Raw genomic sequence first — 24,758 nt, 5'->3', positions numbered from 1 at the left:
GGGCCAGCCGGCGGAGCCCGGCGCGAGAGGTCACCGGGACAGGATGCCCGAGGCCGAGAGGTGGGCGGTGACGTTCCCGGCACCAGTCGCGACGGTGACGTCCCAGCCGCCCGCCGGGCTCGCGACCGCGCTGGCCGAGACCGCCGAGCCGGCCGCCGAGGGGATGACGGCGGTGAGCAGGATGGTCGAGGACGCCGTCGTGGAGACGACCGCGGTCGAGACCGGCACCCGCTGGTAGAGCGCGGGCGAGGTCCAGCCCTGGTACGGCGAGGTCTGCCCGCGCTCCACCTCCACGCTCGGCGCCGCCTTGCCCGGCAGCACCACCGGGACGACCGTGGCCGTCGTGTCGCCCGAGGTGGCGCTGACGGTCCCGCCGGTGACGCCCGCAACGAAGTCCGTGCCCAGGTGCCAGAGCTGGTCGTAGCGGTGGCGCGCCTTCGAGGTCAGGGTGTCGGCCACCAGCATGACGTCCGGCTGCGGCGCGACGACGGCGAGGACGCTGCGCTGGCGGGTCACGCCGGCGTACTGCGTGTCCTTGACGACGTACGCGTCGCCCGCCGCCGTCGGCGCGGCGGAGACGAGCTTCGTCGCCCCGTGCTGCCAGTCGAAGGGCGCCGTGGCCGTCACGACGTTGTGCGCCGCGGGGGAGAGCAGGTAGTCGCGGTACGCGCTCTTGGTGTAGCCCCCGTGGCCGCCCTCGGTGAGGATCTGCTTGCCGCGCGCCCAGTAGGTCACCGAGGTGTGGTCGTCGTGGCCGTGCAGCAGGCGCGGGTTGCCGAAGCGCAGGGAGTAGAACGACTCCTTCGCGAACGGCCGGTCCGTGCCCCAGCCGCTGCGGCCGAAGACGTAGCCCCCGTTGGCCCCGTCGAAGACGCCGACGCGCTGGGCGGGCACCGGCCCGACGGTGCCCTGCGTCGCGGCGTACTCCGCGGTGGTGCCGTAGATGATCCCCTGGTCGCCGCCGTGGGTGTCCCCGAGCTCCTCGAGCATGCCCGAGGGGTTGTGCGCGTCGGTGATGAACTCGATCGCCTTGGAGAGCCGCTCGGCGACCTTGTTCTCCTTGCTGCCGCCGCACTCCTGGAGGCGCTCGAGGGTCTTGCTCCAGAGCGAGAAGTTGTAGCTGCTGTAGGCCGGCGCCTCCTCGTTGTCGACGCCCTGGCTGTCGTAGACCACGTTCGCGTGCTTGCCGATCCGCCGGATCGCGACGTCGTACCAGTCCTGCCGGCCGAGCGCGCAAGCCGCGCCGAGCACGCCGAGGCTCTGGTCGAGCCCGATGTTGTTGGTCCCCTTCCACACCGGCCAGGGCGCCGGCGGCTTCCAGGACGGCAGCGAGTACGTCTGGCCATCGGCCGACGACGAGGTCGACTTGCCGATGAAGAACTTCACGTGCCGGGCGATCGCCTGGTCCAGCCACGCCTGGTCGCCCGTCGCCTCGCGCAGGCAGAGGAGGAACTGCAGGCGGTGGCCCGCGGAAGCGACCGGCGCCTGGCCGGAGCCGCGCGGGTCGGTCTGCTCCCAGCGGGGGTTGTCCTTGATCCAGTCCTTGGTGACCGTGACCGCGCGCGCGTAGTGCTGCTGCATCTCGGCGTCGCTGTAGGTCCGGCCGTGCGGCCACACCTCCGCGCTGTCGTTGTCCGTCGTGTTGTCCAGCAGCGCGCCGAGCCACTTGAGCGAGTCGAGCCAGGTCTGGCCGGACACCCCGAGCGAGGGCTGGCGCCAGGTGATGTTCCCCGACCCGTTGCCGACCTTGCGAGCGGGCAGCCCGGGCGCCTTGAAGTGGTCGCCCATGACGAAGGCCACGATGTCCGCGTCCTTGCCCAGGATGTTGTGGTTGTCGAGGCCGGCGTAGCCCGTGCACTCGAAGCTCCCGAGCCGCGAGCGCATCTCCATGGGGGCGTACTGCGCAGCGGACGCGGGGGTCACGCCGGGGGCCGCCAGGACGGTCGCGGCGAGGACGGGCAGGACGAGGGCGGCGCGGCGGAGCAGCTTCACCTCCCGATTGTCGGCGCAACGGGGGCGTGCCCTGAGCGCTGGGCGGGTGTGAGATGGGAGACGGGCAGCCGCGGAATAGGCTGTCGGCCATGAGGATCACCGTCGTCGCGCTCGGCAAGATCGGTCTCCCGCTCGCCGTGCAGTTCGCCAGCAAGGGCCACGAGGTCATCGGCGCCGACGTGAGCGAGCGGGTGGTCGAGCTCGTCAACGCAGGTCAGGAGCCCTTCCCGGGCGAGGCGCACCTGCAGGAGCGGCTCAGCGAGCTCGTCCCGGCCGGCCGCCTGCGCGCGACGACCGACACGGCCGCGGCCGTCGCCGAGAGCGACGCGGTCGTCGTCGTCGTCCCGCTGTTCGTCGACGCCGAGGGCGTGCCGGACTTCGGCTGGATGGACGACGCGACCCGCGCGATCGCCCGGGGGCTCAAGCCCGGGACGCTGGTGTCGTACGAGACGACGCTGCCCGTGGGCACGACCCGCACCCGCTTCCGCCCGATGCTCGAGGAGGGCTCGGGGCTCGCCGCCGACGCCTCCGAGCAGGGCTTCGCGCTGGTCTTCAGCCCGGAGCGCGTGCTGACCGGCCGCGTCTTCCAGGACCTGCGCCGCTACCCCAAGCTCGTCGGCGGCATCGACGAGGCGAGCAGCGTGCGCGGCGTCGCGTTCTACGAGGCGGTGCTCGACTTCGACGAGCGCCCCGACCTGCCCCGGGCCAACGGCGTGTGGGACCTCGGGACGTCGGAGGCCTCCGAGCTCGCCAAGCTCGCGGAGACGACCTACCGCGACGTCAACATCGGGCTCGCCAACCAGTTCGCCCGCTTCGCCGGCGAGAACGGCATCGACGTCATGAAGGTCATCGAGGCGTCGAACTCCCAGCCCTACAGCCACATCCACTCGCCGGGCATCGCGGTCGGCGGGCACTGCATCCCGATCTACCCGCGCATGTACCTGTGGAACGACCCGGCCGCGACGGTCGTCCGCTCGGCCCGCGAAGCCAACGCCGGCATGCCGGAGTACGCCGTGGCGCTGCTCGAGGGGGCCTACGGCGACCTCAGCGGCGCGCGGGTCGCGGTGCTGGGGGCGGCGTACCGCGGCGGGGTCAAGGAGACGGCGTTCAGCGGCGTCTTCCCGACCGTCACCGCCCTGCGCGAGCGCGGCGCCGAGGTGCTCGTCCATGACCCGCTCTACACCGACGAGGAGCTCGAGCGGCTGGGCTTCGCGGCGTACCACTTCGGCGAACCGGTCGACGCCGCCGTCGTGCAGGCCGACCACGCGGACTACCGCGGCCTGGGTGCGGACGACCTCCCGGGCCTCAAGGCCCTCGTCGACGGGCGCCGCGTCACCGACGCCGAGCGCTTCCCGGGCGTCGTGCGCCGGGTCATCGGCGCCGCCTGAGCGTCCCGGCTCAGCCCGCGAGCGCGGAGGCCGTCGGCGTCGCGCTCGCGGAGGGGCTGGCGCTCGCGCTGCCGCCGCTCACGGTCCCGCACCCGTCGGACAGGGCGCTGCGGATCGCCAGCGGGCTGCTGCTCGGCGACGGTGTCGCGGTCGGCTTGACGCGCACCTTGACCACGGTGGGGCCGTCGGACCCGACGAGCACCTCGAGCGTGCGCGAGAGCTCGGGGGCGCTCTGCTCGACGGAGCCGGGGATGCTCGTCGTCAGCGTGGTGGCCGAGCGGTCGTAGGCCGGGTCGTAGCGCACCGTCGTGGTGGCGACGTCGGTCCGGGTGCCCTGCTGCACCTCGGTGACGACGTAGCCCTGCGTCCGCAGCTCGTCGGCCAGCGCCTGCGCCGCCGTCAGGTCGCCGGTGCCGCTGACGACCCGGACCCGCACGCTCGACGGTGCCACGGGCACGCTCGGGAGCGGGGTCGCGCTGGGGCTGGGGCTCGCGCTGCTGGACGACCGCCGCTTCATGCCCGGCAGCACGGTGTCGTCCTGCAGGGCCTTCCAGATCTGGTCGGCCTGGGCGGTCCAGAGCAGGCGGTTGACGTCCTGGGGGTACGGCATGGTCGGCACGGTCGCGAAGTTGATGTTCTTCAGCCCGATGCCCTCGACCTGCTGCGCCAGCGTGCGGAGGTCGTTGATGTCCATGTCGGTCTGCAGCGACTGGGTGGCGGCGTCGAGGAAGCGGAGCAGCTTGTCGGGCCGGGTGAGCCCCTGGCCCAGCGCCTTGCGGATCATCGCGCCGATGAAGTACTGCTGCCGCTCGGTGCGCCCGACGTCGGTGCCGTCGCCGAGGCGGTAGCGGGCCCGCACGTAGTCCAGCGCGGCCTTGCCCTTGATCGTGTTGCGGCCGGCCTTGAGGTGGATGTCGTGGGTGTTGTCGTCCAGGGCCTGCGGCACGCAGACCTCGACACCGCCGAGCGCGCTCACCATGGCGTTGAAGCCGTGGAAGTCGACGACGACGTAGTGGTCGATCCGCACGCCGGTGGTCTGCTCGACGGTCTTCACCGTGCAGGCGGCGCCGCCGATCGTGAACGCCTCGTTGAACATGTGCGGCGCGTTGCCCGTGAAGTAGTCCTTCTTCGTCGCCGTGCTCTTGCAGACGGGGATGTGGACCATCGAGTCGCGCGGGATGCTGATGCCGTACGCCGCGCTCCGGTCGCCCGAGATGTGCAGCAGGATCGTCGTGTCGGAGCGCGCGTCCTGCTCGTCGCCGCCGACGAAGCCGTTGTCCCCGGCCCGGGTGTCCGAGCCCATGATGAGGATGTCCACGGGCTCGGAGGGCTTGCTGCTCGTGCTGCCGCCCCGCGACGCGGCAGGCACGTGCTTCACCGGCCGGTCGGTCCCGAGGTCCGCGGTGATGTTGACGTGGTGGATGTTGTGGTCGAGCTTCCAGACGGCGAAGGCGAACGCGCTGCTCGTGCCGGCCACGACGAGCGCCACGCAGCTGACGAGCACGATCAGCGCGCGCTTCCAGATCGCCAGGGGGCGGGCGTGGCGGGCACGCGGGCGGGCGGTCCTCGAGCGGGGCAAGCGTCGTCCTCCAGGTCTTCGGGCCGGGGACGCGCAGCGCGGCGGCGCAGTGCACGGCGGCCCCTGTCCAGCGTACCGACGCCCGGGAGCGCCACGGCGTTCCCGCTCCGGTCGCGGGCGGAGCGGGCCGAGACGACATGCGGGCGCCGACCAACGAATGCGGGGCCCGCGGTGCTCCTGTTACTAGAGTGACGGCTGGCCGTGTCGTCACGCGTGCCCGTCTCGTCCTGCTGAGGGAAGGTTGACCGTTGCGCCCGACCTCCGCGCTGCTCGCCGTCGCCCTCGTGCCGGCCGCGCTCGCGCTGCCCACCGTCACCGCGCCGGCTGCCCGTGCCCACGCCGTCGCCCCGCACCTCGCCTCCCTGCCGCTCGCCGGCGTCGACCGCGGCGCGCTCCAGGCGCTCCCCCCCGGCCGTGCCGGCCGGGCGCCCGTCGTGCTGACCCCGCAGGAGCGCACGAGCCGCTTCGACCTCCTCGCGCTGAGCTGGGACGCCGGCACCCGCGCGGCCGGCACCCGGATCTCCGTCCGCGTCCGCGAGGCCGGCCGCTGGACCTCGTGGCAGGCGCTCGACGACGAGGACGCGGGCCCGGACGCCGGCAGCGCCGACGACCGCGCCGCGCAGGCCGCGCCCCGGGAGTCCTCGGGCTCGCTGCTCACCGGCGGCTCCGACGGGCTGCAGGTCCGGGTCGACGGGACCCGGGTCCCCGGGCACCTGCGCGCCGAGCTCGTCGACGGCGGCCGCTCGCGCGCCGACACGGACCTGGCCCCGCAGCACGCGGCGTCCACCGCCGCTGCCGACGCGGCGCAGCCGACCATCGTCACCCGGGCGCAGTGGGGCGCTGACGAGTCCCTGCGCGGCGGCTCGACCCCCCGCTACACCGCCCCGGTGCAGGTCGGCTTCGTCCACCACACCGACTCGGTCAACACCTACTCCCCGGCCGACGCGGCGGCGCAGGTGCGGGCGATCTACGCGTACCACACCAAGGTCCGCCACTGGTCCGACATCGGCTACAACTACCTCGTCGACCAGTACGGCACGCTCTACGAGGGGCGCGCCGGCGGCATCGACAAGGACGTGCTCGGCGCGCACACCGGCGGCTTCAACACCGGCACGTTCGCGGTCTCGGCGCTCGGCAACTTCCAGACCGCCCCCGCTCCCGACGCCATGGTCGCCTCCATCGAGCGGCTGATGGCCTGGCGGCTGAGCCTCGCCCACCGCGACCCGCTCGCGACGACCACGCTGACGAGCGAGGGCGGCGGCACCTCGCGCTACAGGTCCGGCGCGAAGGTCACGGTCGACGACATCTCCGGCCACCGCGACGTCGGCGCGACCGACTGCCCCGGGGACGACCTGTACGCGCGGCTGCCGGAGATCCGGAACGCCGTCGCCGGGCTGATGGGCCCGTCGGTCTACGAGCCGGCGGCATCGCCGACGACCGTGCCGGGGGCTGCCGACGGGCGCGCGGCGCCCGGGACCGTCGCCGTCACCGCCCGCACCTCCGACCCGCAGCAGTGGCTCTTCACCGTCGCCGCGCCCGACGGCACCGTCGTCGCCACGACCAGCGGCGCGACCGTGCCCGGGGCGCTCGGCATCGCCACGGCGTGGGACCGCACGGTGGCCGGGCAGCCGGCGCCCGCGGGCACGTACGTCCTCACCCTGGCGGCGACCAGCCCGCTCGGGCCGGTCCGCTCGTGGACCCGGAGCATCAGCGTCGGGACCGTGGCGCCGCCGCCCCCGGCCGCGTCGGCGAGCCCCGCACCGGCGCCCGTGAGCCTGCCGGAGCCGCCGACGATCAGCGTCGTCTACACCTCCGACGGCGAGCGCCAGCGCAGCGGCCGGCAGTGGCGCACGACCTGCATCGACTACCGCACCACGCACCGCTGCTCGACCTCGACGACCAGCAGCTACTACACCCGGACCAGCTACGGGAAGATCGTCCACGTCATCGGCGGCTGGGTGCCGGGGGCCTTCGGCTACTCGGTCCGCTGGGCCGCGAGCCTCGACGGCGACCCGTACACCACGCCCGGGACGCGGACCATCGGCTCCCGCCAGTGGCAGGTCACCTGCAACCAGCCCACCGGCCCGCGCATCTGCAACGCCTCGGTCCGGACCACGGTGTGGGCACGCGTGGTGAAGGGCGGCAAGGTCGGGTTCCGCGCCGTCCCGGTCTGGAAGCTCTCCCGCGTCTACCGGCTCTACGTGAACGTCCGCTGAAGCACCACCTGCGAGGAGCGAGCCCCGTGGCCCGTCGCCCGTCCGTCCCGTTCCTCCTGCGCCCGGCCCTGCTGGGCGGCGCGCTCGCCGCCCTGCTGGCCGGGGTGCTCGTCCCCGCGACTCCAGCCGGCGCCGCGGGCGTCCGGCTCCAGGGGGCCTCCTCGGTCACCGTCACCGGGGCGGGCTTCGGGCACGGCGTCGGGCTCAGCCAGTACGGCGCGTACGGCATGGCGAGCGAGGGCGCCACCGCCGAGCAGATCCTCACGCACTACTACACCGGGGTGCAGGTCGCGCCGGTCGCCGACGCCCGCGACGTGCGGGTCAACGTCGCCCACGAGATCTCCGGGCTCGCCCTCTCGGTCCTCCAGGTCATCCCCGGGCAGGGCGGCGCCTGGCGGCTCACGCTCGACGGCACACCGCTCGACCTCGGCCCGACCGACACCGTCACCGTGGCCGTCGCGAGCAGCACGCTGACCGTCCACGTCGCGCACGCCGACGGCACCTCGGCCGACCTCACGGGGGCGTCACTGCAGGTCGAGTGGGGCGGCGGACGCGGCGCGCTCGCCGACCAGCCGGCCACCGTCCTCCAGGTCGCCGGCGACCAGCTGCGCCACGGCCTGCTCACCGTCGTGCCCTCGGCCTCCGTCGGCGGCTCCCGCGGACGGCTCGAGGCCGTGACCACGCTCTCGCTGCACGACGAGTACCTCTACGGACTCGCGGAGGTGCCCTCCTCGTGGCCCGCCGAGGCGCTGCGGGCGCAGGCGGTCGCCGCCCGCTCGTACGCCCTCTCGACGATCCTCGCGAAGCCCGGCGGCACGCGCGCCTGCGCCTGCGACGTCTACGACACCGACGCGAGCCAGGTCTTCCGCGGCTGGCGCAAGGAGGCGGAGGCCTCGGGCGGCGTCTCGTGGGGGGCGAAGTGGGTCGCGGCGGTCGACGCGACCGACACCGACCCCGGCTCCGCGCTGGCCGTGCTCGACGCCGGCGGCAGCCCGGTGAAGACCTACTACTTCTCGTCCTCGGGCGGCGCGACGCGCAACTCCGAGTGGGTCTGGTCGACGCCGCTGGCGTACGCGAAGTCCGTGGACGACCACTGGAGCCTGTCCCCGAAGAACCCGAACTCCTCGTGGACGGTGCAGCTCGACGCGGGCCGGGTCGCGAGCGCGTTCGGGCTGGGCTCGCTGTCCGCGCTCGCGGTGACCGCGAAGGACGGCTCGGGGGCCGCGACGCAGCTCACGGCCAGGGACGACGCGGGAGCCACCCGCACCCTCGGCGGCGAGGCGTTCCGCTCCGCGCTCGGCCTCAAGGCGAGCTGGATCACCGGGATCGCCCTCGCGCCGGCCGCCGGCTCGACGCCCCCGCCGGTCGTCTCGCCGCCGCCCGCCCCGGTCGTCGTCCCGCCGACGCTCGCCGTGCCGTACACGAGCGCGGGGGAGCGCACCTACCGCGGGCGCGCCTGGCGCACGACCTGCTCGACCTTCCGCACCACCAAGCGGTGCACGGCGCAGAGCCGCACCAGCTGGTACGCCGCGGACCCCCACCACCGCGGGCGCGTCGTGCGCCGGACGGGCTTCGCGCTCTCCGCGGTCGCGGACACCGTGACGGTCTCGTCGACCTCCGGCTGGGCGGCGTGGGCGGCCAACGCGTACGCGCACTCGGGGGCGTTCGAGGACGCGACCGGCCGCACCTGGACGGTCGCGTGCGATGTCGAGACCGGGCCGCGGCTCTGCTCGGCGAAGGCGGCGACCTCCGTGCTCGCGCGCGCGACGGTGAGCGGGAAGACGGTCTGGAAGCGCACCACCGTGATGGTCGTGCGGCGCTGGACGAGGCTGCTCCAGGGCAGCTGAGTGCGCGCCCCGGGGGCTCGTGGGGCTGGTGGCAGATGGTGCCACCGTGCATCATGTGACCCGTGGTGCTTCAGGGACGGGTGCGACACGCCGAAGGAGGGCGTGTGCGCCGTCCTGCCCTCGCCCTGCTGACCGCCGCGCTGGCCCTCCCGTTCGCGCTGGCGGGAGCCGGCGCGGCCTCCGCCGCTGCGCCCGCCCCCGGCCCCAGCGGTGCGCCCGCCGCGAGCGCGCCCGCCGGTGCTCCCGCTCCGTCGTCTCCGGGCTCCACCCCTGCGCCCATCCCCAGCCCGAGCCCCAGCCCCACCGAGGTGCTCCCGCCCGAGCCGACCCCCGCGACCCCGCAGTTCCCCGCGTGGATCGACGACCTCGCCTCCTACGACGGGCAGACCGGGTGCAGCGCCGCCCCGCAGCCGGGCGCGCTCGGGCTCGCGGACCTCATCCGCGCGACGTACCCCTCGATCACGACCATCGGGATCACCCGCGGGTGCTCGGTCGGCGGGACCAGCGAGCACAAGGAGGGCCGCGCCCTCGACGTCATGCTCGACGGCACGACGGTCCAGGGCCGGGCCATCGCCGCGGCCTTCCTCGGCTGGCTCACCGCCCCCGACCAGTACGGCAACCAGGCGGCGATGGCCCGCCGGCTCGGTGTCATGTACCTCATCTGGAACCGGCAGATGTGGCGGGCGTACGAGCCGGAGGCCGGCTGGCTGCCCTACACCGGCGCCGAGGCGCACACCGACCACATCCACATCAGCCTGAGCTGGGCCGGCGCGCTGAAGCGGACCACGTGGTGGTCGCTCGACCCGATGACGACCCCGGGCATCCACCTCATCGACGGCACCTGGTGGGACGTCTCCTGCACGTACGGCGCGCCGCCCCGCGCGCGCTGCACGGACGCGGTGAAGACGTCGACCGCGGTGTACGACAAGGTGGCCAAGCGCTACGTCGCGCAGACCGCGTGGGTGCGCAACCGGGTGACCGAGCTCGACGCGGTGAGCCCGCGCTGGGACGCGAGCCCGCTCGCGCGCACGGGGACCTTCACCGCCGCCAACGGCCGGCAGTGGAAGGTCACCTGCAACGCCGAGCCGCCCGCGCAGCGCACCTGCCAGACCTTCATCTGGTCGAGCGTCGTCGTGCCCGTCGCCGCCCCGGCCGCCAAGGGGGCGCGCGCGCAGCGCACGTCGTGGAAGCGCCAGCAGCAGTTCGTGCTCAACAGCGAGCTGCGCCTCTCGGCCCCCGTGCCGCCGGTGACGGTGCCGCCCAGCGCGAGCCCCAGCCCGAGCCCCAGCCCGAGCAGCAGGGCGACGAGCAGCTCCCGGCACCGCTGACCGCTCGCTGACCTGCTCGCCCGCTGACCCGCTGGTCCACGCGCGTCCCGCGCGTTGGCGCGAGCGGCCCCCGTGACGGGGCCGCGTCCTCTACGGTCGCACCTGTGCAGGTCCGCGGGTCCGGGCAGGACGTCGACGAGGTCGGTGCGCTGCGGGTGCAGGTGCTCGGCCGCCTCGCCGTGCACCGCGACGAGCCCTCGGCTCCCGGGAGCGCCGTCGAGGTGGACCTCGGCGGCCCGCGCCGCCGCAGCCTGCTCGCGCTGCTCGTCCTCGCCCGTGGCGCGCCGGTGCCGGCCGAGCGGATCATCGACCTGCTCTGGGGCGACGAGAGCGGCAGCGCCACCCCGGCCGCGCTCCACCCGGTGGTCTCGCACCTGCGCCGTGCGCTCGAGCCCGCCCGCGACGCGCGCAGCCGCGAGGGGGTCCTGCGCCGCGACCCGGCAGGCTACGTGCTGCGCCTGCCGCCCGGGGCGGTCGACGCCTGGCGCTTCGAGCGGCTGGTCTCCCGCGGCGCCGCCCTGGCCGGCGCCGCCGCCGTCCCGCTGCTCGAGGAGGCGCTCGAGCTGTACCGCGGCGACCCGTACGCCGAGTGGGCCGGGCGCAGCTGGGCCACGGGCGAGGCGGGGAGGCTGCGCGAGCTCGCGGCCGTCGCCCGCGAGCGGCTGCTGGCGGCGCGCCTCGACACGGGCGGGGCCGCGGTGCTCGTGCCGGAGATCGAGAAGCTGACCGCGGAGGAGCCGCTGCGCGAGGAGCGCTGGCGGCTCCTGGCGCTGGCCCTCTACCGCGCGCACCGGCAGTCCGACGCGCTGGGCGCGCTCCGCCGGGCACGGACGCTGCTCGCCGACGAGCTCGGGGTGGACCCGGGCCCGGCGCTGCGCGAGATCGAGGCGCGCATCCTCGCCCAGGACGAGGGGCTCGCCCTCGCCCTGCCGCCCGCCGTGCCCACCGCCCGAGCCGCCGAGCCGGCTCCCACCGGGCAGCCTGCCGCTGCCGCGCCGCACCGTCCCGTCCCCGCGGGCGAGGCCGGGGCCATCGTCGACCGCGAGCCCGAGCTGGCCCGCCTCGCCGAGCAGGTGGGCGCGGCGACGGCCGGGCGCGGCGGAGCGCTCGTCATCGCCGGGCCGGCCGGCATCGGCAAGAGCCGCCTGCTCGGCGAGGTGCGCCGGCAGGGCACTGCCGCCGGCGCGCTCGTCCTCGGCGCCCGGGGCAGCGGGCTCGAGCGGGAGTACGCGTTCGGTGTCGTGCGCCAGCTGTTCGAGCCGGTCCTGCTCGACCCCGCGGCGCGCGAGAGGCTCCTCACCGGCCCGGCGGCGGCCGCGGCGGGCGTGTTCGACACCGCCGAGCAGCGCGCCGAGGGGTCGTTCGCGGCGCTCCACGGGCTGTACTGGCTCGTGGTCAACCTGGCCGCAGAGCGCCCGGTCGTGCTCGTCGTCGACGACCTGCAGTGGTGCGACCCGGCGTCGCTGCGGTTCCTCGCGTACCTCCTGCGGCGCGTCGAGGGGCTGCGCGCCCTCGTCGCGAGCGGGCTGCGCACGGGGGAGGTGCCCACCGACGCCGCGCTCGTCGCGGAGGTGGCGCACGACCCCTCGACGGTGTCGGTCGAGCCCGGCCCGATCTCGCGCGAGGGCGTCGCCACCCTGGTCGCGGCGGGGCTCGGCTCGCCAGCGGCGCCCGCCTTCGTCTCGGCGTGCCACCGCGCGACCGGGGGCAACCCGCTGCTCGTCCGCCAGCTGCTCCGCGCGCTCGAGTCCGAGGGCGTGCGCCCCGACGCGGACGCCGCCGGGACGGTGGAGGCCATCGGCTCGCGCGCTGTGACCAGCCTGGTGGGCATGCGGCTGGCGCGGACCTCCGAGCAGGTGCGCGAGGTGGCCCGCGCCGTGGCCGTGCTCGGCGACGGTGCGAGCCTGCCCGCCCTCGCGGCCTTCACCGGGCTCGCCGAGCCGGCCGCCGCCGACGCCGTGGCCGAGCTCGCCGCGGCCGAGGTGCTGCGTCCCGAGCCGCCGGTCGGCTTCGTCCACCCGCTCGTCGGTGACGCGGTCTACCGCAGCCTGCCGCCCGGGCACCGGGAGCTGGCGCACGAGCGGGCGGCGACGGTCCTCGCCGCGCGGGGCGAGGCGGCCGAGCGCGTCGCCGCGCACCTGCTGCAGGTGCCGGCCAGGGGCAGCGCGTGGGTCGTCGAGGTGCTCACCGCCGCTGCCGCGACCGCGGTCGACCGCGGCGCGCCGGAGGGCGCGGTCGCGTACCTGCGCCGGGCGCTGGAGGAGCCGCCGGAGCCGGCCGCGCGGGCGGCGCTGCTGCTCGAGCTCGGCAGGGTCGAGACGCTCGGCGACGGCGACGCGGCGATCGGCCACCTCGAGCAGGCGTACGCGCTGGCCGGGGAGCCGCGGCTGCGCGCGACGGTCGCCCAGGTCCTCGGGCACTCGCTGGTGTTCGCGGGCGAGCGGGGCCGGGTCACCGCCTTCTCCCGCCGCGCCGCCGCCGAGCTGCCGCTCGACATGGTCGACGCGCGGCAGGCGCTCGTCGCGCTCGAGCGGGTCGGCGCGCACATGCACGGGCTGCCGCTGCGCGAGTGGTTCGACGCCCCCGTGCAGCCCCTGGAGGGCGACGGCCCGGGCGCCCGCATGCTCGCGGTCACCCGCGCGTGGGAGCTGCTCCGCGCCGCCGAGGACCGCGACCGCTGCGTGGCACTGTGCCGCGACGCGCTGGCCGGCGGCGTGCTGCAGCAGTCCGACCCGGGGCTGTTCTGGGTCGTCGGGGCGTTCGTGCAGGAGCTCGCCGACATCGAGCTCGGCAGCTTCTGGGACGACATGCTGCGCCGCGCGCACCAGCAGGGGTCGCTGTTCTCGGCGTTGGCGACGCACATGTGGCGCGGTCACGCGCTCTGGCGGCGCGGGGACCTGCGCGAGGCGGAGCTCGCGCTGCGCACGGCGATCGAGCAGAGCCAGCGCTGGGCGGCACCACCGGTCGCCGCGTCCTACGGCGAGGCCTTCATCGTCGGCGTGCTGCTGGACCGCGGGGACACCGCCGCTGCGCGCGCCTTCTTCGACGCGCACGACGACCACGGGCGCATGGGCGACGGCGAGCGGCTGTGGGTCGAGGCCGAGGCCCGGCTGCTGCTCACCGAGGGCGACCCCGCGCGGGCACTCGCGTGCGTCGACGGCTCGGGCGAGGTCGTGCTCGGCGTCCGCAACCCCGCCTGGTCGCCGTGGCGCTCGCTGCGCGCGCTCGCGCTGCGCCAGCTCGGACGCGAGCCCGAGGCCCGCGCACTGCTCGAGCAGGAGCTCGACATCGGCCGGCAGTGGGGCGCCTCCCGCGCCGTCGGCCGCGCCCTCCGGCTGCTCGGCCGGCCGGCGGAGGCCGTCGCCGTGCTGAGCAGCACGCCCTGGCGGCTCGAGCTCGCGCACGCCCAGCACGCGCTGGTCGGGGCCGTGCCGGACGCCGAGCGCGAGGCTCTGCTCGTCTCCGTGCTCGAGCTGGCCGAGGAGTGCGGTGCCGAGGGGCTGCGCCGCTCCGCCGCGGCCCAGCTGACCGAGTGCGGCGGGCGCGCCCCCGACGAGCGGGCCGGGCGGCGCCGGCTCACGACCACGCAGCGGCGGGTTGCCGGCATGGCGGCGGACGGGGCGGACGCGCGGCAGATCGCCGCGTCGCTGTTCCTCACCCCGCGCTCGGTCGAGGTCACCCTCGAGGCCGTGCGGGCGGCGTACGGCGTGGCGAGCGACGCCGAGCTCCGGCTCGCGCTCGCCACCTGACGGCTAGGGCGCGTCCACCCGCTCGGTGACGCGGCGGGCGTCGAGCCGGGCGGGGTCGGCGTCGCGGCAGAGCACGACCGACCCGCCGACCGCGAGCGGGACGAGCAGCGCGGCGCCGATGCCCGCGACGTCGTGCAGCGGCAGGGTGGACAGCGTCCGGGCCCCGCGCCCGATCCCGGCCTGCTGCGCCTGCTGCGCGCCGAGCTCCCCGAGCTCCTCCCGGCTCCAGGTCCGGCCGTCGAGCACGAGCGCAGCCTCGTCGGGCCCCACCGGCGCGTACGGGACGAAGACGTCGGCGGAGCCGAGCACCTCGCGGCCGGCGAGCAGGGCGGGGCGCAGCGTGAGCGCGACGTCGCCGCTCGCGGGCTCGGCCACGACCGTGGCGTCGGCCGCCGGCAGCGGCGCGTCCTCGGGCACCGGGTGCACCACGACGCCCAGCGCCCAGCAGGCCTGGAGCCAGACCGCTGCTTGCCAGTGCGTCGGGAGGGCGAGCGCCAGCGTCGAGCCGGCCGAGAGGGCGAGCTCGTCCTGCAGGTGGTTCGCGGTCTTCGCGACCCAGTTGTCGAAGGTCCGCACCGACAGCTCGATGCGCTCGTCGCTGCCGTCGTCGTAGAACGTGAGGAACGGGCGGGCCGGGTCGTCGGTCAGCGCGGTCCGCAGCAGGTCGGTCGGGGTCGCCACGCGGCTCACGGTACGGTGCCGCGCGTGCCCCGCCGCGCTGCGCCCCTGCTCCTCGCAGCCCTGGTCGGCGCCTTCCAGCTGGCGATCGGCCTCGTCGCCTGGCGGACGTACCGCATCGGGTCGTGGGACCTCACGCTGTTCGACGCGACCGTGCGGCACTACTCCCGCTTCCAGGCGCCGGTCGAGGAGGCGCTCGGCACCCACATCGGCGGCGGCCCGCGGATGCTCGCGCTGGGCGACCACTTCAGCCCGGTGCTCGCGCTGCTCTCGCCGTTCTACTGGGTCTGGGCCGACCCGCGCATGCTGCTCGTCGCGCAGGCCCTGCTCGTCGCGGTCTCGACGCTGCTCGCGTGGGTGCTCGCGCGCCGGGCGCTCGGGACGGCCGCGGCGTACCCCCTCGCGCTGGCGTTCGGCCTCGCCTGGCCCTTCCAGGAGGCCTCGGTCGTCGGCTTCCACGAGACGCTGATCGCGGTGCCGCTGCTCCTGCTCGCGTTCGAGCGGCTGCAGGCGGGGGAGCCCGGGCAGGCTGCGGCCGCAGCGCTCTGCCTGCTGGGCGTCAAGGAGGACCTCTGCGCGGTCGCGGCGGGCTTCGGCGTGCTGCTCGTCCTGCTGCGCCACCGCCGGCTGGGTCTCGCGGTCATCGTCGCGGGGGTGGCGGGGGCGTACGTCGAGACGGCCGTCATCATCCCGGCGCTGAGCGACATCGGTGTGCCGAAGACGGCGTACTACCAGGAGTTCCTGGACGCGCTGCCCGATCCCGTCGCGGCCCTGCGCGTCGCGGTCGAGCCGGCGCAGAAGTGGCGGACGCTCGGCTGGCTGCTGGCGCCGTGGGGTTTCCTGCCGCTCGTCTCGCCGCTCACCCTCGTCGGCCTGCCGCAGCTGGGGGTCCGGGCGATCTCGAGCCAGCCCAACTTCTGGGGGCTGCAGCAGCACTACAACGCCGTGCAGGTGCCGGTGATGTACGCCGCAGCCGTCTGGGTCGCGCAGCGGCTCCCGCGCCCCCTCCGGCTGGGCTGGGTCGCGTGGACCGTCGTCGCCGCGCTCTGGATCACCGGGCGCCACCCCGGGGCGCTGCTCTGGCACGGCGACTCCTGGCGCACGTCCCCGCGGATCGCCGCGGCCGACCAGGCCGTCGCCGCCGTGCCGCACGGCGTGCGGGTCGAGGCCGACAACGAGGTGGGTCCGCACCTCGCGGCGCGGGACACCGTGCTGCTGCTGGACACGACACCCCGCCTCGCGCCGTGGGTGCTCGTCGACGTGGGGGTCCCGTCGTTCCCCATCGACTCGCTGCAGATGCAGCGCGACCGGGTCGGCGAGCTGCAGGCCATGGGCTACCGGCTCGTCCTGGACAACGGGCAGTACGCCGTGCTGGCCCGATGACGGCTGGATCGACGAGGCTGCTCGCCGGGCGGGTGCTCGCGGTGGGGTCGACCGCGCCCGCCGCCGCGGTGCTCGCCGCGCTCGCCGTGTGGGAGCCGCTGCTCGTCGCCGGCCGGCTCACCCCGCTGGCCGCCCTGCTCACCGGCGTCCCCGCGGCGCTGCTCGCCGCGGTGCCGGTGGGGCTCGGCGCCGCGCGCCGCGCGGTGGCAGCACCGCCCGTCGCGGTCGCTGCCCTGCTGCTGCTCACGGTGGCGTTCGGCGTGCTCGCGGCCGGCTGGGACTCGCAGAACGTCGTGCTGCGCCGCGACCCCGGCTCCTACGCGCTGCTCTCCTCGTGGGTCGCGGACCACGGCTCGCGCGACGTCCCGGTGCAGTGGGACCGCTTCGGTGGCCGCGACCCGGCGCTGTCGGCGGCGTCGCCGGCGTACTACCCGGGCGGGGACTCGCTCGTGCCGCAGTTCCTCTCCGGTGCGCCCATGGCGTTCGCCGCGGGCAGGTGGATCGGCGGCACCAGTGCGCTGCTCGCGACGCCCGCGGTGCTGGGCGCGCTCGGGCTGCTCGCGTTCGCCGGGCTGGCGTGGCGGCTCGTCGGCGCGTGGCCGGCGGTGCTGGCGACGGCGCTGCTGGGGACGGCGTACCCGGTGCTGCACGTGGCGCGGTCGACCTACAGCGAGCCGCTGGCCCTGCTCGCGCTCGCCGCGGGGCTCGCGCTGCTGCTGGACGCGGACGAGTCCGCGGTCCGCAGGGACTCAGCCTGGCTCGCGCTCGCCGCCGGCGGCGTGCTCGGGGTCGCCACGCTCGCGCGCATCGAGGCGCTGCGCGAGGTCGCCCTGCTCCTGCCGGTCGCGGTGGCCGTCGGGCTGCGCTCGCGACTGCGCGGCGGGGCGCTCGCGGTCGGGCTCGCGCTGGGCACGGGGCTGGGCCTGCTCGACGGGTACGCCGAGGCCTACCCGTACCTCGACGAGATCCGCGACTCCGTCCGCCCGCTCGTCGCGCTGCTCGTGGCGCTGGCGGTGGCGGGGGTCGCCCTCGTCGCGCTCGACGCGCACCGCCCGCTGCCCCGGCTGCGGGTGCTGCGCCGGGGGTCGCCGCTCGGCCCGCTGCTGGTGCTGCTCGTGGCCGCCGGGCTCGCCGTCCGCCCGTGGGTGTCGCCCGGCCGGCAGGACCCGGCGAGCGGCGGCGGCCGCGCCGTACGCGCCATGCAGGCGGTCGAGCACCTCCCGCTCGACGGCTCGCGGACCTACACCGAGCAGGTACCGCACTGGGTCGCGTGGTGGGTCGGCTGGCCTGCGGTGGTGCTCGCCGTCCTCGGCGCGCTCCTGCTCGTGCGGCGTGCACCAGCGGTCGTGCTCGTCCTCGGGGGCTCCGCCGTGCTCGTCGCGCTGCGGGTCGGGATCACGCCCGACCACCCGTGGGCCGACCGGCGGCTGGTCCCGTCCGCGCTGCCCGTCGTCGCGCTGTGCTCGGCCGCGGTGGTGGGCCGCGTCGCCGGGCGGTCGTGGTGGCGCCGGGTGGTGGCGGCCGCCGGGGTGCTGGCCCTGCTCGTCCCCGCAGCCCACGCGACGTGGCCGCTGCTCGGCAAGCGGACGGAGGTCGGCGAGCCCGAAGCGGTCGCGCAGGCGTGCGCCGCGCTGCGCCCCGGCGACGTCGCGTTCCTCCTCGACCTGCGCGCGCGGCGCGAGTGGTCCCAGCCGCTGCGCGGGACCTGTGGGGTCCCGTCGGTCGGGGTGCTGGACCGTACGCGGCTGCCCGAGCTCATGGCCGCGGCCCGGCGGGCCGGGTCGACGCCGGTGCTCGTCGCCGCGACGTACCCCGACCGGGTGGGCGCGGCCGGGCTCGACCCCGTGCACGTCGTCCACCTCGTCACCAGCGAGGACGCTCGCGTGCTGTCCTCGCGCCCGTCCGGCACCGTGCGGCTGTACGTCGACCTCTGGCTGGGACGGTAGCCTCGTCGTCCGATGAGCACCCCCGCCGCCGCCGTCTCCGCTCCGCACGTCACCGTCGTGCTGCCCTGCTACAACGAGCAGGACCACGTCATGGACGAGATCGAGCGGATCGTGAAGTCCCTCGACGCGAGCGGCTACACCTACGAGCTGCTCTGCGTGGACGACGCCTCGACCGACGGCACGCTGCGCGTGCTTCAGGAGGCGCTGCTGCTCTACCCGCAGGTGCGGCTGCTGCCGTTCCGCCGCAACGGCGGGTCGGGCACGGTGCGCCGCATCGGGACGCAGCAGGCGCGCGGCGAGATCGTCGTGTGGACCGACGCCGACATGTCCTACCCGAACGAGCGGATCCCCGAGCTCGTCCGGATCCTCGACGAGGACCCCTCGATCGACCAGGTCGTCGGTGCGCGCACGAGCGAGGAGGGCTCGCACAAGGCGCTGCGGGTGCCGGCGAAGTGGTTCATCCGCAAGTTCGCCGAGATGCTGAGCAACTCGCGGATCCCCGACCTCAACTCGGGGCTGCGCGCCTTCCGCCGCTCGGTGGCGCTGCCCTACCTCCGGCTGCTGCCGCCCGGCTTCTCCTGCGTCACGACGATCACGCTGGCGTTCCTGTCCAACCAGCACGACATCCGCTACGTGCCGATCGACTACGCCAAGCGCGCCGGGAAGTCGAAGTTCCGCTTCGTCCGCGACGCGTACCGCTACCTGCTGCAGGTGCTGCGGATGGTGATGTACTTCAACCCGCTCAAGGTGCTCATGCCGATCGCGCTGACCCTGCTCGGGCTGGCCGTCGCCAAGGGCGTGTTCGACATGGTGGTCCACCCGGTGCGCTTCGCCAGCAACACCGTGCTGCTGTTCGTGACCGGGCTCATCATCGCGGTGATGGGCCTGCTCGCCGACCTCATCGTGCGCAGCCGCGACGACTACTGAGGCCCAGGCCCACCCCTTCCTGTGATCATGCAGGTCCTGGGGACACCCTCCCCGTGATCATGCACGTCCTGGGTTGGTCGCCTCGAGATGCTCGGCCCCCTCACCCTCGTGATCATGCACGTCCTGGAGGCCCCAGGACGTGCATGATCACGGAGATGGTCGTCAGGCGGGGTACGGCGACTGCTGGTCCGGCGGCACGCTGCCGCCCTCGCCGCCACCCTTGTTGCCCTTGTCCGTCCCGTGCGCCTGGCCGCCCTGGGACGCGCTGGGGGAGGAGTTGCGGATCTTCTCCGCCTTGTCGCTCGTCCCGCCCTTGCGGTTGCGACCGAGCTCGGGCTGCTGAGGGTCCACCGTGACAGGAGGGTGCCCGCTGGGGCGGAACCGCACGCCTCCCCCTCCGCGGTGATCATGCAGATCCTGGGCCCACGACGTGCATGATCACGGGGGAAGGAGCGCCCCAGGATCTGCATGATCACGGGGGTGGGGCGCCCCAGGATCTGCATGATCACGGGGGAGCGGGGTCAGGGGGCGAGGGGCTTGCGGGCGCGGACGACGATGCCCGGGCCCGTGCCCGGGAACGCGCGCTGCAGCAGGCGGAACGGCACGGTCCCGAGGCGGATCGCCGTGCTCTGCCAGTCCTCCTGCGGCTGGAGGTAGCGCCCGCTGTGGCCCGAGCGCTCCTCCATCGACCCGGCGGAGGCGAGCTTGCGGGCCGAGATGGCGTTGCGCGCGGCCTCCAGCGCGTAGCCGACCGGAGCGCCGTACAGCCGGAGGTCGACCTCGTCGAGACCGGCCCGCCGCAGCAGCAGCCGCAGGGCGGGCGGGTCGTAGCGGCGGAAGTGGCCGACGAGCTGGTCGGCCGCAGCGAAGCGCGCCGCGTGCGCCGGCACCGAGAGCAGCAGCGAGCCGCCGGGCCGGATGCGCTCCACCCACGAGGCGAGGGCGACCGCGTCGTCCTCGATGTGCTCGAGCACCTCGAACGCGCAGACGAGGTCGAACTCCTCGCCCTCCCGCAGCTGCTCGACCGAGCCGTGCCGGACCTCGCCGCCGGCAGCGCCGACGCGCTCGACGGCCACGGCGTACGACGCGGCGTCCGGCTCGAGCCCGACGTAGCGGCCGAGCCCGGCGAGGCGCGCGCCCGCGGCGCCCTGCCCGCACCCGACCTCGAGCACGTCGAGCGGGGGGTCGGGCAGCAGCCGGGACACGACGTCCCAGCGCAGCCAGGCGTTGGCGGTCAGCGGAGGCAGGGGAGCGCTCATCGGCGCCCATCCTGCCAACGCTCCTGCAGCGCGCGTGCCAGCGGGGCCACGACGGCCTCCGGGCGGAACGCGGTCTCGGCGAGCCGCCGCCCCGCCTCCTGGTACGCCGCGAGCCGCTCGCGGTCGAGGTGCAGCGCGCGCAGCGCCTCGGCCAGCGCCCCCGGGTCGCCCGGCGGGACGAGCAGCGCGGCCTCGCCGAGCACCCGCTGCTGCGGCGGCGTCGCGGAGGTGACGACCGCGCAGCCGGCCGCCGCGCCCTGGAACACCTTGTTGGGGACGACGCGCAGGGCCTTCTCGCCGGTGCCGAAGATCCCGAGGCAGACGTCGTGGTCGGCGACGAGGGCGGGCAGCTCGTCCGCGTCGACCCAGTCGCGCCACGCGACCCGCGCCCCTGTGGCCGCGCGCCGGGTCGCCTCGAGGTCCTGACCGCTGCCGACCAGCGTCGCCTCGACCTCGTCGCCGGCGAGCAGGGCGAGCGCCGCCCCGACCACCGGCGCTCCCTGCAGCGGTGTGAACAGCCCGAAGAAGACGACGCGGAGCGGGCCGTCGGCGCGGGGGCGCGGCTCGGCGTACCACGCGTCGGGCGCGCCCACGAGGACGACGAGGCCCTTGCCGCGGGCCCGCGCGGGGAGCGCGGCCAGGTGCTCCTCGGTGTCGACGACGACGAGGTCGGCGGCGGCGAGCGCCGCAGCGTCGAGCGAGCGCAGCAGCCGCTGCTTCACCGCACCCCGCTCGCCGCGGTCGACCGCGGTGCCGGCCGCGCTGATGAGGTGGTCCAGCACGATCGGCGTGCGGGGGAACAGCGCCCGGGCCAGCAGCACGTCGAAGTGGCCGAGGTAGCCGACGAGGACCACGTCCGGCACCTGCCGCCGCAGCCGGAGGCGCAGCGCGCCGGCGGCGAGGGTCCGCCAGCGCGCGAGCAGGGTGGCCGCGAACGCCGGGAGCCGGCGCACGTCCTGCAGCGCGGCGACACGGCCCGCGGTGCCGATGCCCAGCGGGGCGTTGAGCGAGCGCACGTCGAGGCCGTGCCGGCGCAGCCCCTGGCCGAGCACCGCGACCCGCGGGTGCGAGCGAACGTCGTACGTGCCGAACAGCAGGACGCGCACTCAGCCCGCCGCGGCGGCGACGACGCGGCGCCCGTGGGCGATGGTCACGGTCGCGGCGAGCCGAGGGGAGAGCCCGCGCGCGGTGACCCGCCAGGTGCCGAGGGCGCTCGCCGTCGTCGCGTACGCCCTGGTCCGCCGGCCGTGCTGCGCGACCGTCAGCGTGACCCGCGTCCCGGGCAGCACGGTCCCGTGGAGGGCGAGCGCCCCCGCGCGGCTGAGCCGGCCGGGAGCCGCGACCGCGACGGGGCACACCGCGTCCACGTCGAGCGCGGTGCTGCCGTCCCGGCCGCCGGACTGCCCCTGGACGATCGGGCCGCCGGTGGGCGAGGTGCGGCTGCAGACGGCGCGGGCCTTCGCGAGCGAGCTCCCCGCGCCGCCGTTGGCCCAGACGGGGAGCGTCGCGAGGTCGGGAGCCGCGCCGACGATGGTGCTCCACTCGCTGCCGAGCGTGTAGATCCCGACGCTGGAGGCGGCGCCGCTGTGGCGCAGCGCGTCGCGGACGCCCTGGACGGCCGCGCGGTTGAGCGCCGGCGACTCGTCGACCCACGACGACGCGCTCTCCACGTCGATCCACCACTGGACCTCGCGCGTGCGCGGCAGGCCCGCCGCGCGGGTCCACGCGACGGCTGCCTGCGCGCCCGTCCAGCCGTAGTCGTACGCGCAGGCCGTGCTCGCCGGGGAGGACGCACCGGCCGCGCAGCGGCGCGGGCCGCCCTTGCCCCAGTACGCCCCCCCGACGACCAGCGCGACGTTGACCGAGAGCTGGAGCGCGCTCGGGCGTGCCGCGGCCCACGACAGCTGGCGGGCGAGGTCGGGGTTGGGGGTGCCGAAGTTCAGCCCCGTCACCGACACCACGCCGTACGTCCTGGCCGGCAGCGCGCGCCCGGCCTGCGCGGCGTTGACGTCGACGCCGGTGGCCCCGGGAGCGGCTGGACCAGGGGCGGCCGCGGAGGCGGCGCCGGGGACGAGCGAGAGGCCGGCGGCGAGCAGCGGCAGCAGGAGCCGGGGGAGCGTACGGAGCGGCGGGGTCACCGTCCCAGCCTAGGGGCCCGTGCGCGGCGCCCTGTATGGGCGGTTATCGCCCGGTTCGAGCGGGCAGCGGTCCCAGGAGACGGAGCGGACGACCGACACCACCACACCACTGGGAGCGCACGTGGCCACGAAGACCGACCAGCCCGGCAACCAGACGCCGGACACACCGGACGTCAGCGAGACCGAGCTGCGCAAGCAGAAGGTCGCCGACCTCCGCGTGATCGCGGAGCAGGAGGGCGTGCCGGGCGCCGGCGACCTCCACAAGGACGAGCTCGTCGACGCGATCGTCGACGTCCGCGAGGGACACGGCGGCGCCCAGGAGAGCGCCCGGGAGGGCGGCGGGAGCGCCGGCGAGCCCGGCGACGGCGGTCCCGACGACGGCCGCGTGCGCACCGGCCCCGACTCCTCGAAGTCGCTCAAGTACTCCCAGGAGATCACCTCGCCCGACGACGACCCCGAGCGCGAGGGCCGCAGCCTCGTCACCACGAGCCACGAGGTGATCCGGCAGTGGGCGGAGTCGCGCGACGGCGTCCCGTCCACCGTCGAGGGCACCGGTCCCGGCGACACGCTCGGGGTGCTGCGCCTCGACTTCGGCGGCGACGACGGCGACCGGCTGACGCACGTCTCCTGGGACGAGTGGTTCGCGACGTTCGACGAGCGCGGGCTCAACTTCATCTACCAGGAGGACCACACGGACGGCCGGCCGAGCACGTTCTTCCGCCTGGAGAACCCGGACCGCGAGGACGGCTGATGCTCCACCTCGGCCCGGGGCACGACCATGCCCCAGGTCCGGGCGGCGCGGGGTGCGTCGACTGCGCCTGGCAGGCGCACCTGGACGACGCCGAGTGGAACCTGCTGGCGCGCGGTGAGACGGAGGCGCAGCGCACCGACCGCACCTCGTCGAGCTGCTCCAGGAGCTGCGCGTCGCGCAGACAGGGGTGCAGATCCTCTTCGCGTTCCTGCTCGGCCTCTCGTTCACCGCGCGCTTCACCAGCCTGAGCGGCGCCCAGCAGGCGACGTACGTCGTGGTGCTGACGCTCACGGCGGCGAGCGCGGCCTTCCTCGTGGCCCCGGTGAGCTACCACCGGCTCGTCTTCCGCCGCCGGCTCACGGCACAGCTGGTGCGGACGGCGCACCGCTGCGCGATCGTCGGGCTCGCCCTGCTGCTGCTCGCGCTGGTCGGCTCGGTCGGCCTCGCCGCGAGCCTCGTGCTGGGCGGGTGGGCGGCGGCGCTGGCCGGCGGGCTGGGTCTGCTGTTCGCCGCGCTCTGGTACGCCCTGCCCCTCGCCGCCCGTGCGCAGCACGCCCACGTCCCGCTCGACGAGGCCGCGCTCGACGCCGCGCCGGGCGCGCTGACCTGACCGCTACTCTGCCCCGGTGGTCCGGAGGCTCCTGCGCGCGCTCGGCTCGCCGCAGGTGCGGTGGGCGTTCGTCGTCGCCGTGCTCGTCGGCTTCGCCACCGCGCTGTGGAAGAGCCGGCACGACCTCTCCCGCGCCCTGCGCGAGCTCTCCGCGGGTGCCCTCGGCGGGGGGCTGGCCGCGGTCCTCGTCGGGCTCGTCGCCAGCATGTTGGCGTACCGCGCGCTGCTCGCCGACCTCGGCTCGCCCCTGCCCGTCGTGGTCGCCGCCCGCATCTTCTTCGTCGGGCAGCTCGGCAAGTACATCCCGGGCTCGCTGTGGCCGGTCGTCGCGCAGATGGAGATGGGCCGCGACGCCGGCGTGCCCCGCCAGCGCAGCGCCACCGCCATCACGCTGACGATCCTCATATACCTCGGCATCGGGCTGCTCGTGGGCGGGGTCGCGCTGCTGTTCGCCAGCGGGGTGCCCGTGGCCTACCGCTGGCTCGTGCTCGCCGCGCCCCTGCTCCTCGCCCTGCTGCACCCCCGCCTGCTCAACCCGCTCGTGCGCCGAGTGGTCGCGCTCGCGCGCCGGCCCGCCCCCGAGCACGACCTCTCCGGGCGCGGGGTCCTCGCCGCGGCCCTCTGGTCGCTCGTCTCCTGGGTGGCCTTCGGCGTCATGGTCGAGCTGCTCGCCTCCTCGCTGGGGGCGCCCCCCGGGCGCGCGCTGCCCCTCGCGGTCGGCGGCTTCGCCGCAGCCTGGTCGGTGGGGTTCCTCGTCGTCCTCGCCCCCGCTGGCGCCGGGCCCCGCGAGGTCGTGCTGGTCGCCGTGCTCGCACCGGTCCTGCAGCGCTCCGAGGCGCTCGCCGTCTCGGTCGTGGCACGGCTGCTCATGACCCTCGGGGACGTGCTCACCGCGGGGGCGGCCGTCGCCGCGTGGCAGGCCGGGCGCCGCCGTTCGGTCACGGAGCGGTAACGATCACCCGCTAGG

At 75.7% G+C, this 24,758-nt stretch carries 18 protein-coding genes; 11 read left to right on the top strand and 7 right to left on the bottom strand.

Annotated elements, in window-relative coordinates:
- Window positions 1-30: 30 nt before the first annotated feature.
- Window positions 31-1,992 (bottom strand): heparinase II/III domain-containing protein, encoded by a 1,962-nt coding sequence (locus EV189_RS09770; RefSeq protein WP_130492686.1) that lies wholly within the window; start codon window positions 1,990-1,992, stop codon window positions 31-33.
- Window positions 1,993-2,081: 89 nt separating this feature from the next.
- Between EV189_RS09770 and EV189_RS09765 the strand changes: the two genes are divergently transcribed.
- On the top strand, window positions 2,082-3,380 hold the full coding sequence (locus EV189_RS09765) for a nucleotide sugar dehydrogenase (protein ID WP_130492685.1): 1,299 nt from the start codon (window positions 2,082-2,084) through the stop codon (window positions 3,378-3,380).
- A gap of 10 nt (window positions 3,381-3,390) precedes the next feature.
- Here EV189_RS09765 and EV189_RS09760 read toward each other — a convergent pair whose 3' ends face one another.
- A complete protein-coding gene (locus EV189_RS09760) occupies window positions 3,391-4,959 on the bottom strand; it encodes an LCP family protein (RefSeq protein WP_130492684.1) in 1,569 nt (522 codons plus the stop codon).
- 248 nt (window positions 4,960-5,207) lie between these two features.
- Here EV189_RS09760 and EV189_RS09755 point away from each other — a divergent pair, with 248 nt between their 5' ends.
- From EV189_RS09755 to EV189_RS09735, 4 genes are all read left to right on the top strand, one after another.
- Entirely contained in the window at window positions 5,208-7,175 is a 1,968-nt protein-coding gene (locus EV189_RS09755; RefSeq protein WP_130492683.1) for a peptidoglycan recognition protein family protein, read from the top strand.
- Between the two features lie 26 nt (window positions 7,176-7,201).
- Window positions 7,202-9,022, top strand: a complete 1,821-nt coding sequence (locus tag EV189_RS09745; RefSeq protein WP_165400222.1) for a SpoIID/LytB domain-containing protein — start codon at window positions 7,202-7,204, stop codon at window positions 9,020-9,022.
- A 104-nt stretch (window positions 9,023-9,126) separates the two neighbouring features.
- A complete protein-coding gene (locus EV189_RS09740; RefSeq protein ID WP_130492680.1) occupies window positions 9,127-10,350 on the top strand; it encodes a hypothetical protein in 1,224 nt (407 codons plus the stop codon).
- 104 nt (window positions 10,351-10,454) lie between these two features.
- Window positions 10,455-14,099 carry a BTAD domain-containing putative transcriptional regulator gene (locus EV189_RS09735; RefSeq protein ID WP_231116233.1) on the top strand — a complete coding sequence of 1,215 codons (3,645 nt, stop codon included), beginning with the start codon at window positions 10,455-10,457 and terminating at the stop codon, window positions 14,097-14,099.
- 3 nt (window positions 14,100-14,102) lie between these two features.
- Here the strand turns inward: EV189_RS09735 and EV189_RS09730 are convergent, their stop codons facing one another.
- Window positions 14,103-14,780: a TIGR03089 family protein gene (locus EV189_RS09730; protein ID WP_231116232.1), complete on the bottom strand. Its 678-nt coding sequence runs from the start codon at window positions 14,778-14,780 to the stop codon at window positions 14,103-14,105.
- A gap of 24 nt (window positions 14,781-14,804) precedes the next feature.
- Between EV189_RS09730 and EV189_RS09725 the strand changes: the two genes are divergently transcribed.
- The 3 genes from EV189_RS09725 to EV189_RS09715 are packed head-to-tail and all read left to right on the top strand — an operon-like array spanning window position 14,805 to window position 19,033.
- Window positions 14,805-16,160 (top strand): DUF2079 domain-containing protein, encoded by a 1,356-nt coding sequence (locus EV189_RS09725; protein ID WP_165400221.1) that lies wholly within the window; start codon window positions 14,805-14,807, stop codon window positions 16,158-16,160.
- Window positions 16,157-18,106 (top strand): hypothetical protein, encoded by a 1,950-nt coding sequence (locus tag EV189_RS09720; protein ID WP_130492676.1) that lies wholly within the window; start codon window positions 16,157-16,159, stop codon window positions 18,104-18,106. Before EV189_RS09725 ends, EV189_RS09720 begins: the two co-directional genes overlap by 4 nt.
- A 12-nt stretch (window positions 18,107-18,118) precedes the next feature.
- The gene (locus EV189_RS09715) at window positions 18,119-19,033 is read left to right on the top strand and encodes a glycosyltransferase family 2 protein (RefSeq protein ID WP_130492675.1); all 915 of its coding nucleotides are present in this window, start codon (window positions 18,119-18,121) and stop codon (window positions 19,031-19,033) included.
- A 162-nt stretch (window positions 19,034-19,195) separates the two neighbouring features.
- Here EV189_RS09715 and EV189_RS09710 read toward each other — a convergent pair whose 3' ends face one another.
- The 4 genes from EV189_RS09710 to EV189_RS09695 all read right to left on the bottom strand — a co-directional run bounded on the left by EV189_RS09710 (window position 19,196) and on the right by EV189_RS09695 (window position 22,430).
- Complete coding sequence (locus EV189_RS09710; protein WP_130492674.1) at window positions 19,196-19,384, bottom strand: hypothetical protein; 189 nt, start codon at window positions 19,382-19,384, stop codon at window positions 19,196-19,198.
- A gap of 170 nt (window positions 19,385-19,554) precedes the next feature.
- A complete protein-coding gene (locus EV189_RS09705) occupies window positions 19,555-20,292 on the bottom strand; it encodes a class I SAM-dependent methyltransferase (RefSeq protein WP_130492673.1) in 738 nt (245 codons plus the stop codon).
- Entirely contained in the window at window positions 20,289-21,398 is a 1,110-nt protein-coding gene (locus EV189_RS09700) for a glycosyltransferase (protein WP_130492672.1), read from the bottom strand. The genes EV189_RS09705 and EV189_RS09700 overlap by 4 nt, the downstream gene beginning before the upstream one ends.
- Window positions 21,399-22,430, bottom strand: a complete 1,032-nt coding sequence (locus EV189_RS09695; RefSeq protein ID WP_130492671.1) for a glycoside hydrolase family 25 domain-containing protein — start codon at window positions 22,428-22,430, stop codon at window positions 21,399-21,401. It lies immediately after the preceding gene.
- A 121-nt stretch (window positions 22,431-22,551) separates the two neighbouring features.
- Here EV189_RS09695 and EV189_RS09690 point away from each other — a divergent pair, with 121 nt between their 5' ends.
- From EV189_RS09690 to EV189_RS09675, 3 genes are all read left to right on the top strand, one after another.
- Window positions 22,552-23,181, top strand: coding sequence for a Rho termination factor N-terminal domain-containing protein (locus EV189_RS09690; RefSeq protein WP_130492670.1), 630 nt, complete (start codon window positions 22,552-22,554; stop codon window positions 23,179-23,181).
- 187 nt (window positions 23,182-23,368) lie between these two features.
- Window positions 23,369-23,791, top strand: a complete 423-nt coding sequence (locus EV189_RS09680) for a DUF6328 family protein (protein ID WP_231116231.1) — start codon at window positions 23,369-23,371, stop codon at window positions 23,789-23,791.
- Between the two features lie 16 nt (window positions 23,792-23,807).
- Window positions 23,808-24,743, top strand: coding sequence for a lysylphosphatidylglycerol synthase domain-containing protein (locus EV189_RS09675; protein ID WP_231116230.1), 936 nt, complete (start codon window positions 23,808-23,810; stop codon window positions 24,741-24,743).
- The last annotated feature ends 15 nt before the right edge of the window (window positions 24,744-24,758 follow it).

It is taken from the genome of Motilibacter rhizosphaerae (assembly GCF_004216915.1).
Taxonomy (GTDB): domain Bacteria; phylum Actinomycetota; class Actinomycetes; order Motilibacterales; family Motilibacteraceae; genus Motilibacter; species Motilibacter rhizosphaerae.
This window is presented reverse-complemented; position numbering and strand designations above follow the sequence as displayed.

What these genes read in the sequence shown, in the direction of transcription:
- EV189_RS09715 (WP_130492675.1), top strand. Translation starts at nt 18,119, where the DNA reads ATGAGCACCCCCGCCGCCGCCGTCTCCGCTCCGCACGTCACCGTCGTG.
- EV189_RS09705 (WP_130492673.1), bottom strand. Translation starts at nt 20,292, where the DNA reads ATGAGCGCTCCCCTGCCTCCGCTGACCGCCAACGCCTGGCTGCGCTGG.
- EV189_RS09720 (WP_130492676.1), top strand. Translation starts at nt 16,157, where the DNA reads ATGACGGCTGGATCGACGAGGCTGCTCGCCGGGCGGGTGCTCGCGGTG.
- EV189_RS09765 (WP_130492685.1), top strand. Translation starts at nt 2,082, where the DNA reads ATGAGGATCACCGTCGTCGCGCTCGGCAAGATCGGTCTCCCGCTCGCC.